The sequence below is a fragment of the Streptomyces sp. NPDC018029 genome (assembly GCF_044327655.1).
Taxonomy (GTDB): domain Bacteria; phylum Actinomycetota; class Actinomycetes; order Streptomycetales; family Streptomycetaceae; genus Streptomyces.
Genome location: NZ_JBIRFV010000006.1, coordinates 157,310 through 171,621, shown reverse-complemented (window position 1 = coordinate 171,621; position 14,312 = coordinate 157,310). Strand labels below are relative to the sequence as shown.

Below are 14,312 nucleotides of genomic sequence, written 5' to 3'. Positions count from 1 at the left end.
GCGTGGGGATCACGTGGCGGAAGTGGGCGGTGCCGACGGCGGCGCTGGCCCTCCTGGCGACCGGCTGTGAGAGCACGCCGAGCGCTCAGGCGGAGCCGACCGTCGCGCCGTCCACGTCCGCGACCCGGCCGGTGGCCCGGGTGTGCGCCAAACCGGCGGCCGGGCCGGCGAAGGCGCCCGCGGGCGCGGTGACGGTCGACCCCGCCGTGGTCGGTGACCTGGCCGCGAAGACCAAGAGCAACCCCTCGGGCACCACGTTCTGGCTCCGGCCCGGCAGGCACAGGCTCGAACCGGACCGGCACGCCCAGGTCATCCCCAAGAAGGGGAACCGCTACCTCGGCGCACCGGGCGCGGTGTTCGACGGCCGGAAGACCAACCAGTACGCGTTCGGAGGCGCCGCCCGCGACGTCACCATCCGCCATCTGACGGTGCAGGGTTTCGTCGCGCCGCACGACGAGGGCGTGGTCAACCACGACTCCGCCGACGGCTGGGTGATCGAACACGCCAAGATCCAGTACAACTCCGGCGCCGGGCTGATGGCCGGTGCCCGCCAGCGGGTCCGCGCCAGCTGCCTGCGCGGCAACGGTCAGTACGGCATGAACGCCTACAAGGGCACCGGCCCCCTGCGCGACCTGGTGCTCGACGGCAACGAGATCGTGGGCAACAACACCGGTGACTGGGAGCGGCGGCGGAAGGGCTGCGGCTGCACAGGAGGCGTCAAGTTCTGGGCCGTCGACGGCGCCGACATACGCGGCAACTGGGTGCACGACAACCGCGGAGTCGGGCTGTGGGCGGACACCAACAACAACGACTTCCGCATCGAGGACAACGTGCTGGAGGCGAACGACGGGGCCGCGCTGATCTATGAGACCAGCTACAACGCGGTCATCCGAAGGAACACGTTCCGGCGGAACAACTGGGTCGAGGGCCGCAAGTACGCCGACCGCGGCGACAGCTTCCCGTTCGCGACCATCTACCTGTCCGAGTCCGGCGGCGAGCCACGGGTCAAGGCCCGCACGGACAAGATCGAGGTCTACCGCAACGTGCTGGAGAACAACTGGTCCGGGATCACCCTGTGGGAGAACGCCGACCGGTTCTGCAACAGCCCGGCCAACACCTCGTCCGGCGACTGCACGTTGCTGGTGCCGGACACCGACCGCTGCGCGCGGCCGGCCATCGCCACCGCGCCGCTGTACGCCGACTGCCGGTGGCGGACCCAGCGGGTGGACATCCACGCCAACCGCTTCGTCCTGGACAAGTCCGTCGTCAAGTGCTCGGAGAAGTGCGACCGGATGGCGGTCCTCGCCAACTACGGCACCTATCCGAAGTGGTCGCCGTACAAGGGCGAGCGGGTGGCCGAGGCGATCACCCACAAGCAGCACAACCGCTGGCACGACAACGTCTACCGCGGCCCGTGGAAGTTCGTCGCCCACGATCCGAGCCGGGTGCTGGACTTCGGGCAGTGGCAGAGCACGCCCTACGAGCAGGACGCGGGCAGCACCCTCGACCTGCGGGCCGGTGGTTGAGATGCGCGAAGACCCGTACTCCACCGGCACACCGAGGCTCGTCGGGATCGTCTGGGGGCTGCTGATCCTCAACACCCTCGGCTCCGCCGGGGCGAAGACCATCGTCCCGCTCCCCCGCTCCCTCATCCAGCTCGTCACCATGGGCGCGCTCGTCGTCGCCTTCACGCTGGCGCTCGCGCTCAACCTCCGGCTGCGCGTCCGGGCCAGCGCCTTCGTGCTCCTGCTCACCCTGCTCCTCGTGCCCAGCCTCATCTCCAGCCTGCAGTTGGAGTCCGGATTCGGCGCGCTGTTCCGCTGCGCCAGGCTGGCTCTCTTCGTCGCGACGCTCTGGCTGCTCAGCCGCTGGTGGGACGGCGGCGTGACGTTCGTGCGGCACCACATCCGGATGTACTTCGCGGTGCTCGGGTCGGTAGCCGCGGGAGCGCTCATCTCACCGGGCGCGGCCATGCCCGACCTCTACGGCGGGCGCCTCGTCGGCGCGTTGTGGCCGCTCACCCCGCCGCAGATCGGACAGTACGCGGCGGTGATCATCGGGCTCACCGTGCTCCTTGTCCTCGGCCGCAGGACCGACAAGACCAGCGCGGCCGTCATCGTCGTGCCCTCACTCGTCCTGCTCGCGCTGACCCATACGCGTACGGCCACGCTCGGCCTGCTCATCGGCCTCGCCCTGGCGATCGGCTCGCTCGTCCTGACCAGTGCGGCCGCCCGCCGGTTCTTCACCTGGGCGGTGCTGTGCGCCGCGGTGGCCGCGGTCGGGTTCGCCTCAGCGCTCCGGGCGTGGTTCCTGCGCGGGCAGAGCGAGGAGAACCTCACCAGCCTCACCGGCCGGGCCAAGGTCTGGGACGCTCTCCTTGCCGCGCCCCGGTCGACCTCGGAGAAGTTGTTCGGCACGGGCCTTGGCGACAAGTCGTTCGGCGGTCTTCCGATCGACAACAGCTGGCTGGCCGTCTACCACGAACAGGGCTGGACCGGCATCACGTTGGTGGCGGCGATCATCGTCGTCCTGGCCGGCGTCGCGTTGCTGCGGCCGCCGTCGCTCGCGAGGGCCTGCGCGATCTTCCTGATCAGTTACTGCGGGATCGCGTCGTACACCGAGGCCGGTCTGGGCGACGCCTCGCCGTATCTGCTGCATCTGGCCGTGGCCGCCTCGCTCCTCGCGACACCCGCCCCGGCCGCGCCCCTCGCGGCGCCCGCCCTTCCCCGACGACGCGTCCCGCGCTGGGCCCAGGAAAGGAGGTGACCCCCACCATGCGTGTGCTCGTGGTGCACAACCGCTACTCCTCGGCGCAGCCGAGCGGGGAGAACAAGGTCGTCGATCAGGAGGTGGCGCTGCTGCGCGCGGCCGGTCACCAGGTCGAGGTGTTCGAGCGGCGCAGCGACGACATCGCCGCCATGTCCCTGCCCGGCAAGGTCGCGGTGCCGCTGCTCGTGCCGTGGAATCCGGCGGTCCGCAAGGATCTCGCGGCCCGGCTCCGCGCCGAGCGGCCGGACGTGGTGCACGTCCACAACGTCTTCCCGCTCCTGTCGCCCGCGGTCCTCGCCGCCTGCGCCGACGCCGGTGTGCCCGCCGTCGCGACGCTGCACAACTACAGCCAGGTCTGTCCGCCCGGCACACTGCAGCGGGACGGCCGGCCGTGCACCGAGTGCGTCGGCTCCGGGCCGCTGCCCGCAGTCCGGCACGGCTGTTACCGCGGTTCCCGCCTCGCGACGGTGCCGCTCGCGGTCAGCCTGTCGGTCAACCGGCGGCGGTGGTGGTCCGGCGTGGACCGGTTCTTCTGCATCTCCGCGGCGCAGCGCGACGTCCTGGTGCGGGCCGGCATGCCGGCCGGGCGGCTGGCGGTCAAGCACAACTTCGTTCCCGACCCGGGCGCCCGCCGGACGGGCGCCGGCGAGCACCTGCTCTACCTCGGCCGGCTCGCGGAGACCAAGGGCCTGCGGCTGCTCATGACCGCGTGGGACGAGCTCGCCGCGGACGGCGGGGTGGGCGTGCCGCTCGTGATCGCCGGTACGGGCCCGCTGGAGCGGGAGGTGGCGGCCTGGGCGGCGGGCCGGGACGACGTGCGGTACGTCGGCCTGTACGACCCGGAGCAGTGCCGGCGGGCCGTCGCCCGGTCGGTCGCCGTGGTCGCTCCCTCGACGTGGCTGGAGACCTTCGGCCTGGTGGTCGCGGAGGCGATGGCGGCCGGGGTGCCGGCCGTCGCCGCCGGTCACGGCGCCTTCGTCGAGCTCGTCGAGGACGGGGCGACCGGGCTGCTGCACCGGCCGGGAGAGGCCGCTTCGCTCGCGTCCTGCCTGCGCCGGATCACGGCCGATACGGCCCGCAACCGGGAGATGGGCCAGGCGGCCCGGCGCCGCTACGACCAGGACTTCAGCCCGGCCGTCGGGCTGGAGCGCCTGGTGGACGGGTACCGCACCGCGATCGCCGGGCGGACGGAATCAATGGGGGGCACCACATCAATGGGGGGCAACACATGACACGATGCCGACTCTGTGGCTCGGAGGCGATGGCGAGCGTCGTCGACCTCGGGGCGACACCACCGTGCGAGAGCTTTCTCGCCGCGGAGCAACTGGACGAGCCGGAACCGGCGTACCCGCTGCATCTGCGGGTCTGCACGGAGTGCTGGCTGGCGCAGCTTCCGCCGCTGATCACGCCGGAGGAGACGTTCAAGGAGTACGCGTACTTCTCCTCCTTCTCGACCTCCTGGGTGGAGCACGCGCGCACGTTCGTCGCCGACGCCGTGCAGCGGGTGGGCCTCGGCCCCGACGCGTTCGTGGTGGAGGTCGCGAGCAACGACGGGTATCTGCTGAAGCACGTGGTGGACCGGGGGATCCGCTGCCTGGGCGTCGAGCCGTCGGTGAACGTCGGTGCCGCGGCGCGGGAGGCGGGTGTGCCGACGCTCACCGAGTTCCTCTCCCCCGCCACCGGGGCGGCCGTCCGCGCCGAGCACGGCCCGGCGGACCTGGTCGTGGCCAACAACGTGTACGCGCACATCCCCGACGTCGTCGGGTTCACCGAGGGGCTGCGCGCCCTGGTCGCCGACGACGGCTGGGTCTCCATCGAGGTGCAGCACCTGCTGACCCTGATCGAGGAGAACCAGTACGACACGATCTACCACGAGCACTTCCAGTACTACACGGTCGCCTCGGCGATGCGGGCCCTCGCGAGCGGTGGACTCGCGCTCGTGGATGTCGAGTTGCTGCCCACGCACGGCGGCTCCATCCGGCTGTGGGCACGGCCGGCCGAGGTGGCGGGCGAGCCGTCCCGCCGGGTGGCCGAGGTGCTCGACCGGGAGAAGGCCGCCGGGCTGCGGGAGCTGTCCGGGTACAACGAGTTCTCCGCCCGGGTGGCGAAGGTGCGCAGGGACCTCCTCAAGTTCCTCGTCACCGCGGCCGAGCGCGGCGAGACGGTCGTCGGCTACGGCGCGCCCGGCAAGGGCAACACCCTGCTCAACCACTGCGGCATCCGGCCCGACCTGCTCCCGTACACGGTCGACCGCAACCCCTACAAGCACGGCAGGTTCACCCCGGGCACCCGCATCCCGATCCTGCCGCCCGAGCAGATCGCCGCGGACCGGCCGGACTACGTCCTCGTCCTGCCGTGGAACCTGCGGGCCGAACTGGCCGAGCAGCTGTCGTTCGTGCACGAGTGGGGCGGCCGGCTCGTCTTCCCCATCCCGGAACTGAGCATCGTCGAGGTGAAGTCATGAAGGTCGTCCTGTTCTGCGGCGGTTACGGGATGCGGATGCGGAGCGGCGCCGCGGACGACGTGCCGAAGCCGATGGCGATGGTCGGGCCGCGCCCGCTGATCTGGCACGTCATGCGCTACTACGCGCACTTCGGGCACACCGAGTTCATCCTGTGCCTGGGGTACGGGGCCCACCACATCAAGAACTTCTTCCTCAACTACGAGGAGACGACGTCCAACGACTTCGTGCTGAGGGGCGGGCGGACCGAACTCCTGTCCACTGACATAGCCGACTGGACGATCACGTTCGCGCAGACCGGCATCGAGTCACCGATCGGGGAACGCCTCCGCCGGGTGCGGCACCACTTGAACGGCGACGAGATGTTCCTCGCCAACTACGCCGACGTGCTCACCGACGCCCCGCTGCCGGAGATGATCGACAACTTCAGCCGGCGCGACGCCGGTGCGTCGATGATGGTGGTGCCGCCACAGTCCTCCTTCCACTGCGTGGACCTGGGCGAGGACGGCCTGGTCGGCGGCATCACCGCGGTGAGCGATCTGCCGCTGTGGGAGAACGGCGGCTATTTCGTGCTCCGTCAGGAGGTCTTCGACCACATACCGGAGAACGGGGACCTGGTCGCCGACGGATGCACCGAACTGGCCAAGCGCGGCCGGCTGGTGGCACATCAGCACCGCGGCTTCTGGAAGCCGACCGACACCGTGAAGGAGCGGGCCGCGCTCGACGACGCGTACGCCCGCGGGGAGCGCCCGTGGGCCGTGTGGGAGCGGGACGCCGCCGGGGTGGGCGCGTGATCCGGCTCGGCGCGGGGCGCCTTGAGGGGATCGCCGCGGTGGGCGCGCACTGCGACGACATCGCCATCGGCGCCGGCGGCACGCTGCTCACCATGTGCCTCGCACACCCGGGCCTACGCGTCGACGCGCTGGTGCTCTCCGGTGGCGGCGGGGAGCGGGAGCAGGAGGAACAGGCCGCGCTCGCCGCCTTCTGCCCCGGCGCCGACCTGCGCCTCACCGTGCTCAAGCTGCCGGACGGCCGGCTGCCCGTGCACTGGGACGAGGCCAAGGCCGCCGTCGAGGAACTGCGCGAGCGGACCGATCCTGATCTGGTCCTGGCCCCGCGCACCGACGACGCGCACCAGGACCACCGCGGCCTCGCCCGGCTGATCCCCACCGCGTTCCGCGACCATCTCGTACTCGGCTACGAGATCGTCAAATGGGACGGCGACCTCGGCCGTATGGCGGCCTATCAGCCGCTGTCACCGGAGACCGCCGAACAGAAGGTGCGGCTGCTGCAGGAGCACTACCCCTCGCAGCGGCACCGTCCCTGGTACGACCGGGAGGCCTTCCTCGGCCTCGCACGGATCCGCGGCATCGAATGTCACGCGCGGTACGCCGAGGCGTTCGCCGTCACCAAACTCACGCTCGATCTCGGCACTTCCACTCTGGGGGAATGAACCTTGCGCGTACTGCTCACCGGACACCAGGGGTACCTGGGCACCGTGATGGCCCCGGTCCTCGCGGCCGCCGGACACGAGGTCGTCGGTCTCGACGCCGGTCTGTTCGCCGACTGCGTCCTCGGTCCGCCGCCCGCGGACCCGCCGGGGCACCGCGTGGACCTGCGCGACGTCACGGCCGAACACCTGGCCGGGGTGGACGCCGTGATCCACCTGGCTGCGCTCTCCAACGACCCGCTGGGGTCCCTGGCACCGGAGCTCACCTACGACATCAACCACCACGCTTCCGTGCACCTCGCCCGGCTGGCCCACGACGCCGGGGTGCGGCGCTTCCTGTACGCGTCGACCTGCTCGGTGTACGGCGCCGCCGGCGGCGGTGACCTGGTGGGCGAGGACGCCCCGCTGCGCCCGGTGACGCCGTACGCGGAGTCCAAGGTGCGGGTGGAGGACGACCTGCACGCCCTGGCCGACGACGGCTTCAGCCCGGTGTTCATGCGCAACGCCACCGCCTTCGGCTACTCGCCGAGGCTGCGCGCCGACATCGTCCTGAACAACCTGGTGGGCCACGCGCTGCTGTCCGGCGAGGTCCTCGTGATGTCCGACGGCACCCCGTGGCGCCCGCTGGTGCACGCCGCCGACATCGCACAGGCCTTCGCGGCCGCGCTGACCGCGCCGCGGGACGCGGTGCACGACCGGGCCTTCAACATCGGCAGCGAGACCAACAACGTCACGGTCGCCGAGATCGCCGAGCAGGTCGCCGAGGCGGTGTCCGGCTCGAAGGTCGTGATCACCGGGGAGACGGGCGCCGACCCGCGGTCCTACCGGGTCGACTTCTCCCGCTTCCGCGCCGCGGTGCCCGGCTTCGAATGCGAGTGGACAGTGAAGCGAGGCGCCCTCGAACTCGCCGACGCCTACCGCAAACACGGGCTGACGCGGGAGGACTTCGAGCAGCGCTTCACCCGCCTCGCCGTGCTCCGCGCGGCGTCCGAGTCCGGCGCCGTCGACGACACCCTGCGGTGGCGCCCGTGAGCACGTCCGGCGAGAAGATGTACGAACTGGTGGAGCGGCTCTACCCGCTCTGCCGGAGCATCACGGGCGACGGTGTCCGCGCCACCCTGAGCATCGTCGACGAGTACATCCCGCTGCAGGTGCACGAGGTGCCGACCGGGACGCAGGTGCTCGACTGGACGGTGCCGCAGGAGTGGAACATCCGGGACGCGTACATCGCCGACGCCGACGGCAACCGGGTCGTCGACTTCGCCGCGTCCAGCCTGCACGTGCTCGGCTACAGCGTGCCGGTGTCGACGACCATGCCGCTGGCCGAGCTGCGCGAACACCTGCACACCCTGCCGGACCGCCCGGCCTGGGTGCCCTACCGCACCAGTTACTACAAGCCGGAGTGGGGCTTCTGCCTGGCCCAGGAGACCCTGGACGCGCTGCCGGACGGCGACTACGAGGTGCGCATCGACTCCACACTCGCCGACGGTCACCTCACTTACGCCGAGCACGTAGTACCCGGGCAGGTCCCGGACGAGGTGATCGTCTCCTGCCACGTGTGCCACCCGTCGCTCGCCAACGACAACCTGGCCGGCATCGCGGTGGCGACGTTCCTGGCCCGGGCGCTCGCGGAGACGACGCCGTACTACACCTACCGGTTCGTCTTCGCGCCCGGCACCATCGGCGCGATCACCTGGCTGGCCCGCAACGCCGAGCGGATCGACCGGGTCAAGCACGGGGTGGTGCTGGCCTGCGCCGGCGACCGGGGGGACCTGACGTACAAGCGGAGCAGGCGCGGCGACGCGGAGATCGACCGGGTGATGCGGCATGTGCTTGCCGCGTCCGAACGCCCGCACCGCGTCACCGAGTTCACTCCGTACGGCTACGACGAGCGGCAGTACTGTTCGCCCGGCTTCGACCTCGGGGTGGGCTCGCTCACCCGCACGCCGTACGCCGGATACCCCGAGTACCACACCTCGGCGGACAATCTGGACTTCGTCTCCCCGGAGGCGATGGCGGACACGCTCGCCGTGTGCCGCGAGGCGTTCGCCGTGCTCGACCGCAACCGGCGGTACGTCAACCTCAGCCCCTACGGCGAACCCCAGCTGGGCCGACGCGGGCTGTACGACGCGCTCGGCGGCCGCAGCGACACCAAGCAGGCCCAGATGGCCATGCTGTGGGTGCTCAACCTCTCCGACGGCGAGCACAGTCTGCTGGACGTCGCCGAGCGGTCCGGGCTGTCGTTCGACACCGTCGCGGGCGCGGCCGACGCCCTGCGGGGCGCCGGGCTGATCAAGGCATGAGGCCGATGGCCACCGAGGGGAAGGATCCGGGTCCGGCGGCGCCGACGCCGCCGGCCGGATCCGCCCGGCGGGCCCTCGCAGGCCGGCTGTCCTGGGGCCTTGCCGACCAGGCGGCCTCCAGCATGAGCAACTTCGTGGTGGGGGTCTACGTGGCCCGCTCGCTCGGGGTGACCGCGTTCGGCGTGTTCAGCCTGGCCTGGGTGACCTACGGCGTAGTGCTCAACGTCTCCCGCGGCGTTGCCACCGACCCTCTCGTGGTGCGCTTCAGCGGCGTGTCGGACGTGTCCTGGCGCGGGGCGGTGGCCCGTTCGTCGGGTACGGCGCTCGGCGTCGGCACCGGCCTCGGTGTGGTGTCCGTGGTGGCGGGACTCGCTCTCGGCGGCCGCCTTGGGACCGCGTTCGCCTGCCTCGGCGTCGTCCTGCCGGGGCTGTTGCTGCAGGACGCGTGGCGGTTCGCGTTCTTCGCCGCCGGGGCCGGGCGGAAGGCGTTCGTCAACGACCTCGTGTGGGGCGCCGCGCTCGTCCCCGCCATGGTGGTGGCGGCCCAGGTGGGCACCGTGACCGCCTTCGTGCTCGCCTGGGGCGGGTCCGCCGCGGTGGCCGCGGGGTACGGCTGGTTCCAGTCCGGCATCCGGCCCCACCCGGCCGGAGCGCGCGCGTGGGTGCGCGAGCACCGTGACCTCGGCTACCGGTACCTGGTCGAGAACGTCAGCAACAGCGGCGCGAGCCAGCTGCGGGCCTACGGGCTCGGCGCGATCGTCGGGGTCGGCGCGGTCGGTGTGATCAGGGGCGCCGAGCTCCTGCTCGGCCCGTTCATGGCCGTGCTGATGGGTCTTTCCCTCGTCACCGTCGCGGAGGCGGCCCGGGTGCTGCGGCGGGCCCCGCACCGCCTCGGCGCGTTCTGTCTCCTGCTGGGCGGCGGGCAGGCCGCCGCCGCGCTGCTCTGGGGCGGGGCGCTGCTCCTCGTGCCGGACCGGCTCGGCGAGCTCGTGCTCGGCGGCGTCTGGGGCGCCGCCTCCGAACTCATCGTGCCCGTCACGCTCGGTGTCGCGGGCGCCGGGCTCGGCACCGGCGCGGCGGCGGGCCTCCGGGCGCTCGGCGCGGCCCGGCGCAGCCTGCGCAGCCAGCTGTTCGCCTCCGCCTGTTACGTGGGCGGCGGGCTCGGCGGGGCGGCCGCCGGCGGCACGGTCGGCTCGGCCTGGGGCGTCGCCGCCGCCACCCTCGTCGGCTCGGCCGTGTGGTGGCTGCAGCTGCGGGCCGCCCTGCGTGAGCACCACCGCAACTCGATTCCCGAAGTGAGGACTTCATGACCGCGCACCCCAGGCTGAGCATCGGCCTGCCCGTCTACAACGGCGAGGAGTACCTCGCCGAGGCGCTCGACGCCCTGCTCGGCCAGACCTACGAGGACTTCGAGCTGGTCATCTCCGACAACGCCTCGACCGACGGGACCCAGGACATCTGCCGCCGGTACGCCGCGCTGGACCCGCGCATCCGCTACATCCGGCTGCTCCGGAACATCGGCGCCGCGCCGAACCACAACTACGTGTTCACCCAGTGCCACGGCGAGCTGTTCAAGTGGGCCTCGCACGACGACCTGTACGCCCGGGACCTGCTGCGGCGCTGCGTGGAGGCGCTGGACGAGCGGCCCGAGCTGGTCCTCGCCCACTCCGGCCAAGCGGTCATCGACGGCGAGGGACAGGTGAAGGTGCCGTACGAGTACGGGCTCGCCACCGACTCGCCGCACGCGCCGGAGCGCTTCCGCAGTCTGCTGTTCGAGCCCGGTGGCGACGACTTCTACGGGGTGATGCGGGCCGACGTGCTGCGCCGGGTGAAGCCGCACGACAGCTACCACCACGCGGACCGCACGTTCGTCGCCGAGATCACCCTGCACGGCCCCTTCCACCAGGTGCCCGAGCTGCTGTACTTCCGCCGCGACCACCCCACCCGCGCCGAGCGTGCGAACCCTTCCAAGCGCTCCCGGTGCGTCAACCTGGACCCGCGCCGGGCGGGCCCGCTGCACCCGACGCCCCGGCTGCTCGCCGAGTACGTCTGGGGTTTCGTCGCGGCGATCCGGCGGGCGCCGCTGTCCCCCGCCGACCGGCGTGCCTGCTACGGCCACCTGGCCGCGTGGATGACCAGCCGGGTCAGGCCGGGCGCCGGCGAGCGGGTCGAGGACCGCGCCCCGGTCGACCCGGCCGAGCTCGCCGTCTCCGTCGACGCCCTCGTCGCGGGCCGCGAGGGGAGGCGGCCGTGACCCCGGTGCGGGTGGGGGTGTTCGGCCTGCTCGGCTCCGGCAACCTCGGCAACGACGGATCGCTGGAAGCCGTGCTCGGATACCTCCGCGCCGAGCACCCGGAGGCGGTCGTGGACGCGCTGTGCGGTGGGCCGGAGGTCGTCGCGTCCCGGTACCGGATCCCGGCGACGCGACTGCACTGGTACCGGGGCGAGTACCGCACTGCCTCCCGCGCGGGCGCGATCGCGGGGAAGGGGCTCGGCAAGCTCGTCGACGTCTTCCGCACCGCCGCCTGGGTGCGCCGGCACGACGTGGTGATCGTGCCGGGCATGGGCGTCCTGGAGGCCACGCTGCCGCTGCGGCCGTGGGGCTTCCCGTACTCGCTGTTCCTGCTCTGCGCGAGCGGCCGGTTGCTGGGGACCCGCGTCGCGCTGGTCGGGGTCGGCGCCGCTCCGATCACGGACCGGCCGACCCGGGCCCTGGTGCGCCGGGCGGCACGGCTCGCCGCCTACCGCTCGTACCGGGACACCCTGTCCCGCGACGCGATGCGGGCGATGGGCGTGGACACCGCGCGCGACGAGGTCCACCCGGACCTCGCGTTCGCCCTGCCCGTGCCGGCCGCCGCCGCGTCCCCGGGCACGGTCTGCGTCGGTGTCATGGACTTCCACGGCGGCAACGACGACCGCGCCAGAGCCGAGGAGATCCACCGCCGCTACCTCGCAGGGACGACCGCCTTCGTGCGCGCCCTGGTCGAGGACGGCAGGACGGTCCGGCTGCTCACCGGCGACGCGTGCGACGCGCCGGTGGCCGAGGCCATCCTCGCCGCGGTGGACTCGCCGCTGGTCACCGCCGCCGAAGCGGCCTCGCTCGCGGACCTGTTGAAGGAGACGGCGGCCGCCGACAGCGTCGTCGCGACCCGCTACCACAACCTGGTCTGCGCGCTGAGGGCCGGCACCCCGACGCTCGCCGTCAGCTATGCGGCGAAGAGCGACGCGCTCATGGACCGGATGGGCCTCGGCGCGTACTGCCATCCGGCCCGCGAGGTCGACGCCGACCGGCTGCTCGAACAGTTCCGGGCCCTGGAGAAACACGCGGCGGAGCTGCGCCGGACCCTCACCGAACGCAACGAGGCCGCCGCCCGGCAACTCGCCCGCCAGTTCGCCGCGTTGACCACGGCCCTGTTCCCGCCGACCGCCCCGCAGGAGACCCGATGAAAGCGACCGAAGTCCCGGCGATCGCCGGGGCGTACCTCTTCGAGCCGACGCCGTACGCCGACGAACGCGGCTTCTTCTGCCGTACGTTCGACGCCAACGTGTTCCGCTCGGTGGGCCTCGATCCGCACGCCTTCGTCCAGGACAGCCTGTCCCGCTCGGTCCGTGGCGTGCTGCGCGGCCTGCACCTGCGCTCCGGCGCCGGCGAGGCCAAGCTGGTGCGGTGTTCGTACGGGAAGGTCTTCGACGTCGTCGTGGACCTGCGGGCGGACTCGCCGACGTACCTGGGCCGCGCCTTCTTCGAGCTGTCCGGCGAGACGCAGACGACCCTGTACATCCCGGCGGGGTGCGCGCACGGCTTCCAGGCGCTGACCGAGACCGCCGACACCTCGTACCGGATCGACCGCCCGCACGATCCCGCCGAGGACGTGACGATCGCCTTCGACGATCCGGAGCTCGCCATTCCGTGGCCGCTGCCGGTCACCTCGATGTCCCAGCGGGACCGGGAGGCGCCGAGCCTCGCCGAGGTCCTGAAGCAGAAGGAGAGCTGAACCCACCGTGGACGACGAAGAGTTCTCCCTGCCCCGGTCGTGGGCGGCGAACGAGCGGCTGCACGCACTGATCCCCGGAGGCGCGCACACGTACGCCAAGGGCGACGACCAGTACCCCGAGAACCTGGCCCCGGTCATCAGCCACGGCCACGGTGCCCATGTGTGGGACATCGACGGCAACCGCTACATCGAGTACGGCTCCGGCCTGCGGTCGGTCAGCCTCGGCCACGCCCATCCACGCGTACTCGAAGCGGTGCGGCGGGAGATCGACCGCGGCGGCAACTTCGTCCGCCCGTCCATCGTGGAGGTCGATGCCGCTGAACGCTTCCTGGCCACCGTGCCGACCGCCGAGATGGTGAAGTTCGCGAAGAACGGCTCCGACGTCACCACCGCCGCGGTGCGCCTCGCCCGCGCCGTCACCGGGCGCCCGCGGGTGGCGATCTGCGGCGACCATCCGTTCTTCTCCGTCGATGACTGGTTCATCGGCACCACGCCGATGTCCGCCGGCATCCCGGCGGCGACCACGGAGCTCACGGTGGCGTTCCCCTACGGAGACCTGGCCGCGACGGAGGAGCTGCTCACCCGCCACCAGGACGAGGTCGCCTGCCTGATCCTGGAACCCGCAGGCCACACCGAGCCCCCGCCCGGCTACCTCGCGGGCCTGCGCGAACTGGCCGACCGGCACGGCTGCGTGCTGATCTTCGACGAGATGATCACCGGCCTCCGCTGGTCGGAAGCGGGTGCTCAGGGCCTGTACGGCGTCGTGCCCGACCTGTCCACGTTCGGCAAGGCGCTGGGCAACGGATTCGCCGTCTCCGCGCTCGCCGGGCGCCGCGAGCTGATGGAGCGGGGCGGCCTGCGCCACTCCGGTGACCGGGTGTTCCTGCTCTCCACCACGCACGGCGCGGAAACGCACGCGCTGGCGGCCGCGATGGCCGTGCAGACCACGTATGTCGAAGAGGGCATCACCGCGCGGCTGCACGCGCTCGGCGAGCGGCTGGCCGCCGGTGTCCGCGAGGCCGCGGCCGGCATGGGCGTCGGCGACCACGTCGTCGTCCGGGGCCGGGCCAGCAACCTGGTCTTCGCCACCCTCGACGAGAACCGGCGGCCGTCGCAGGAGTACCGCACCTTGTTCCTGCGCCGGCTCCTCGCGGGCGGGGTGCTCGCCCCGTCGTTCGTGGTGAGCAGCGCGCTCGACGACGCCGACATCGACCGCACCGTCGAGGTGGTGGCCGAGGCGTGTGCGGTGTACCGGAAGGCGCTGGACGTCGCCGACCCCACGCCCTGGCTGGCCGGACGACCGGTGAAGCCCGTGTTCCGCCGCTTGGCGTGAC

Annotated in this window: 13 protein-coding genes; all 13 read left to right on the top strand. The window is 72.2% G+C overall.

Translation table 11 applies throughout. From position 1 onward, the window contains the following. Positions 1-2: 2 nt before the first annotated feature. From ACH4D5_RS19825 to ACH4D5_RS19765, 13 genes are read left to right on the top strand one after another with little or no spacing between them, the layout of a single operon-like run. Positions 3-1,526 carry a right-handed parallel beta-helix repeat-containing protein gene (locus ACH4D5_RS19825; protein WP_398303982.1) on the top strand — a complete coding sequence of 508 codons (1,524 nt, stop codon included), beginning with the start codon at positions 3-5 and terminating at the stop codon, positions 1,524-1,526. 1 nt (position 1,527) lies between these two features. Continuing rightward, positions 1,528-2,766 carry an O-antigen ligase domain-containing protein gene (locus ACH4D5_RS19820; protein ID WP_398303980.1) on the top strand — a complete coding sequence of 413 codons (1,239 nt, stop codon included), beginning with the start codon at positions 1,528-1,530 and terminating at the stop codon, positions 2,764-2,766. A gap of 8 nt (positions 2,767-2,774) precedes the next feature. After that, positions 2,775-4,001, top strand: coding sequence for a glycosyltransferase (locus ACH4D5_RS19815; protein WP_398303978.1), 1,227 nt, complete (start codon positions 2,775-2,777; stop codon positions 3,999-4,001). Next, the gene (locus tag ACH4D5_RS19810) at positions 3,998-5,233 is read left to right on the top strand and encodes a class I SAM-dependent methyltransferase (protein ID WP_398303976.1); all 1,236 of its coding nucleotides are present in this window, start codon (positions 3,998-4,000) and stop codon (positions 5,231-5,233) included. The genes ACH4D5_RS19815 and ACH4D5_RS19810 overlap by 4 nt, the downstream gene beginning before the upstream one ends. Beyond that, complete coding sequence (locus ACH4D5_RS19805) at positions 5,230-6,024, top strand: glucose-1-phosphate cytidylyltransferase (protein WP_398303974.1); 795 nt, start codon at positions 5,230-5,232, stop codon at positions 6,022-6,024. Before ACH4D5_RS19810 ends, ACH4D5_RS19805 begins: the two co-directional genes overlap by 4 nt. Continuing rightward, positions 6,021-6,683, top strand: coding sequence for a PIG-L deacetylase family protein (locus ACH4D5_RS19800; protein ID WP_398303972.1), 663 nt, complete (start codon positions 6,021-6,023; stop codon positions 6,681-6,683). The genes ACH4D5_RS19805 and ACH4D5_RS19800 overlap by 4 nt, the downstream gene beginning before the upstream one ends. A gap of 3 nt (positions 6,684-6,686) precedes the next feature. Further along, positions 6,687-7,712, top strand: coding sequence for an NAD-dependent epimerase/dehydratase family protein (locus tag ACH4D5_RS19795; RefSeq protein WP_398303970.1), 1,026 nt, complete (start codon positions 6,687-6,689; stop codon positions 7,710-7,712). Continuing rightward, positions 7,700-8,983, top strand: coding sequence for a DUF4910 domain-containing protein (locus ACH4D5_RS19790; RefSeq protein ID WP_398303968.1), 1,284 nt, complete (start codon positions 7,700-7,702; stop codon positions 8,981-8,983). Before ACH4D5_RS19795 ends, ACH4D5_RS19790 begins: the two co-directional genes overlap by 13 nt. After that, positions 8,980-10,293 (top strand): hypothetical protein, encoded by a 1,314-nt coding sequence (locus ACH4D5_RS19785; protein ID WP_398303966.1) that lies wholly within the window; start codon positions 8,980-8,982, stop codon positions 10,291-10,293. The genes ACH4D5_RS19790 and ACH4D5_RS19785 overlap by 4 nt, the downstream gene beginning before the upstream one ends. Beyond that, a complete protein-coding gene (locus ACH4D5_RS19780) occupies positions 10,290-11,237 on the top strand; it encodes a glycosyltransferase family 2 protein (protein WP_398303964.1) in 948 nt (315 codons plus the stop codon). The genes ACH4D5_RS19785 and ACH4D5_RS19780 overlap by 4 nt, the downstream gene beginning before the upstream one ends. Continuing rightward, positions 11,234-12,430 (top strand): polysaccharide pyruvyl transferase family protein, encoded by a 1,197-nt coding sequence (locus ACH4D5_RS19775; protein WP_398303962.1) that lies wholly within the window; start codon positions 11,234-11,236, stop codon positions 12,428-12,430. Before ACH4D5_RS19780 ends, ACH4D5_RS19775 begins: the two co-directional genes overlap by 4 nt. Further along, positions 12,427-12,978 carry a dTDP-4-dehydrorhamnose 3,5-epimerase gene (gene rfbC / locus ACH4D5_RS19770; protein ID WP_398303960.1) on the top strand — a complete coding sequence of 184 codons (552 nt, stop codon included), beginning with the start codon at positions 12,427-12,429 and terminating at the stop codon, positions 12,976-12,978. The genes ACH4D5_RS19775 and rfbC overlap by 4 nt, the downstream gene beginning before the upstream one ends. Positions 12,979-12,985: 7 nt before the next feature. Continuing rightward, the gene (locus ACH4D5_RS19765; protein WP_398303958.1) at positions 12,986-14,311 is read left to right on the top strand and encodes a glutamate-1-semialdehyde 2,1-aminomutase; all 1,326 of its coding nucleotides are present in this window, start codon (positions 12,986-12,988) and stop codon (positions 14,309-14,311) included. The last annotated feature ends 1 nt before the right edge of the window (position 14,312 follow it).

Excerpts from the sequence above, each read along its gene's own strand:
- ACH4D5_RS19815 (WP_398303978.1), top strand. The coding sequence starts at position 2,775 with ATGCGTGTGCTCGTGGTGCACAACCGCTACTCCTCGGCGCAGCCGAGC.
- ACH4D5_RS19785 (WP_398303966.1), top strand. The coding sequence starts at position 8,980 with ATGAGGCCGATGGCCACCGAGGGGAAGGATCCGGGTCCGGCGGCGCCG.
- ACH4D5_RS19780 (WP_398303964.1), top strand. The coding sequence starts at position 10,290 with ATGACCGCGCACCCCAGGCTGAGCATCGGCCTGCCCGTCTACAACGGC.
- ACH4D5_RS19805 (WP_398303974.1), top strand. The coding sequence starts at position 5,230 with ATGAAGGTCGTCCTGTTCTGCGGCGGTTACGGGATGCGGATGCGGAGC.
- ACH4D5_RS19810 (WP_398303976.1), top strand. The coding sequence starts at position 3,998 with ATGACACGATGCCGACTCTGTGGCTCGGAGGCGATGGCGAGCGTCGTC.
- ACH4D5_RS19820 (WP_398303980.1), top strand. The coding sequence starts at position 1,528 with ATGCGCGAAGACCCGTACTCCACCGGCACACCGAGGCTCGTCGGGATC.
- rfbC (WP_398303960.1), top strand. The coding sequence starts at position 12,427 with ATGAAAGCGACCGAAGTCCCGGCGATCGCCGGGGCGTACCTCTTCGAG.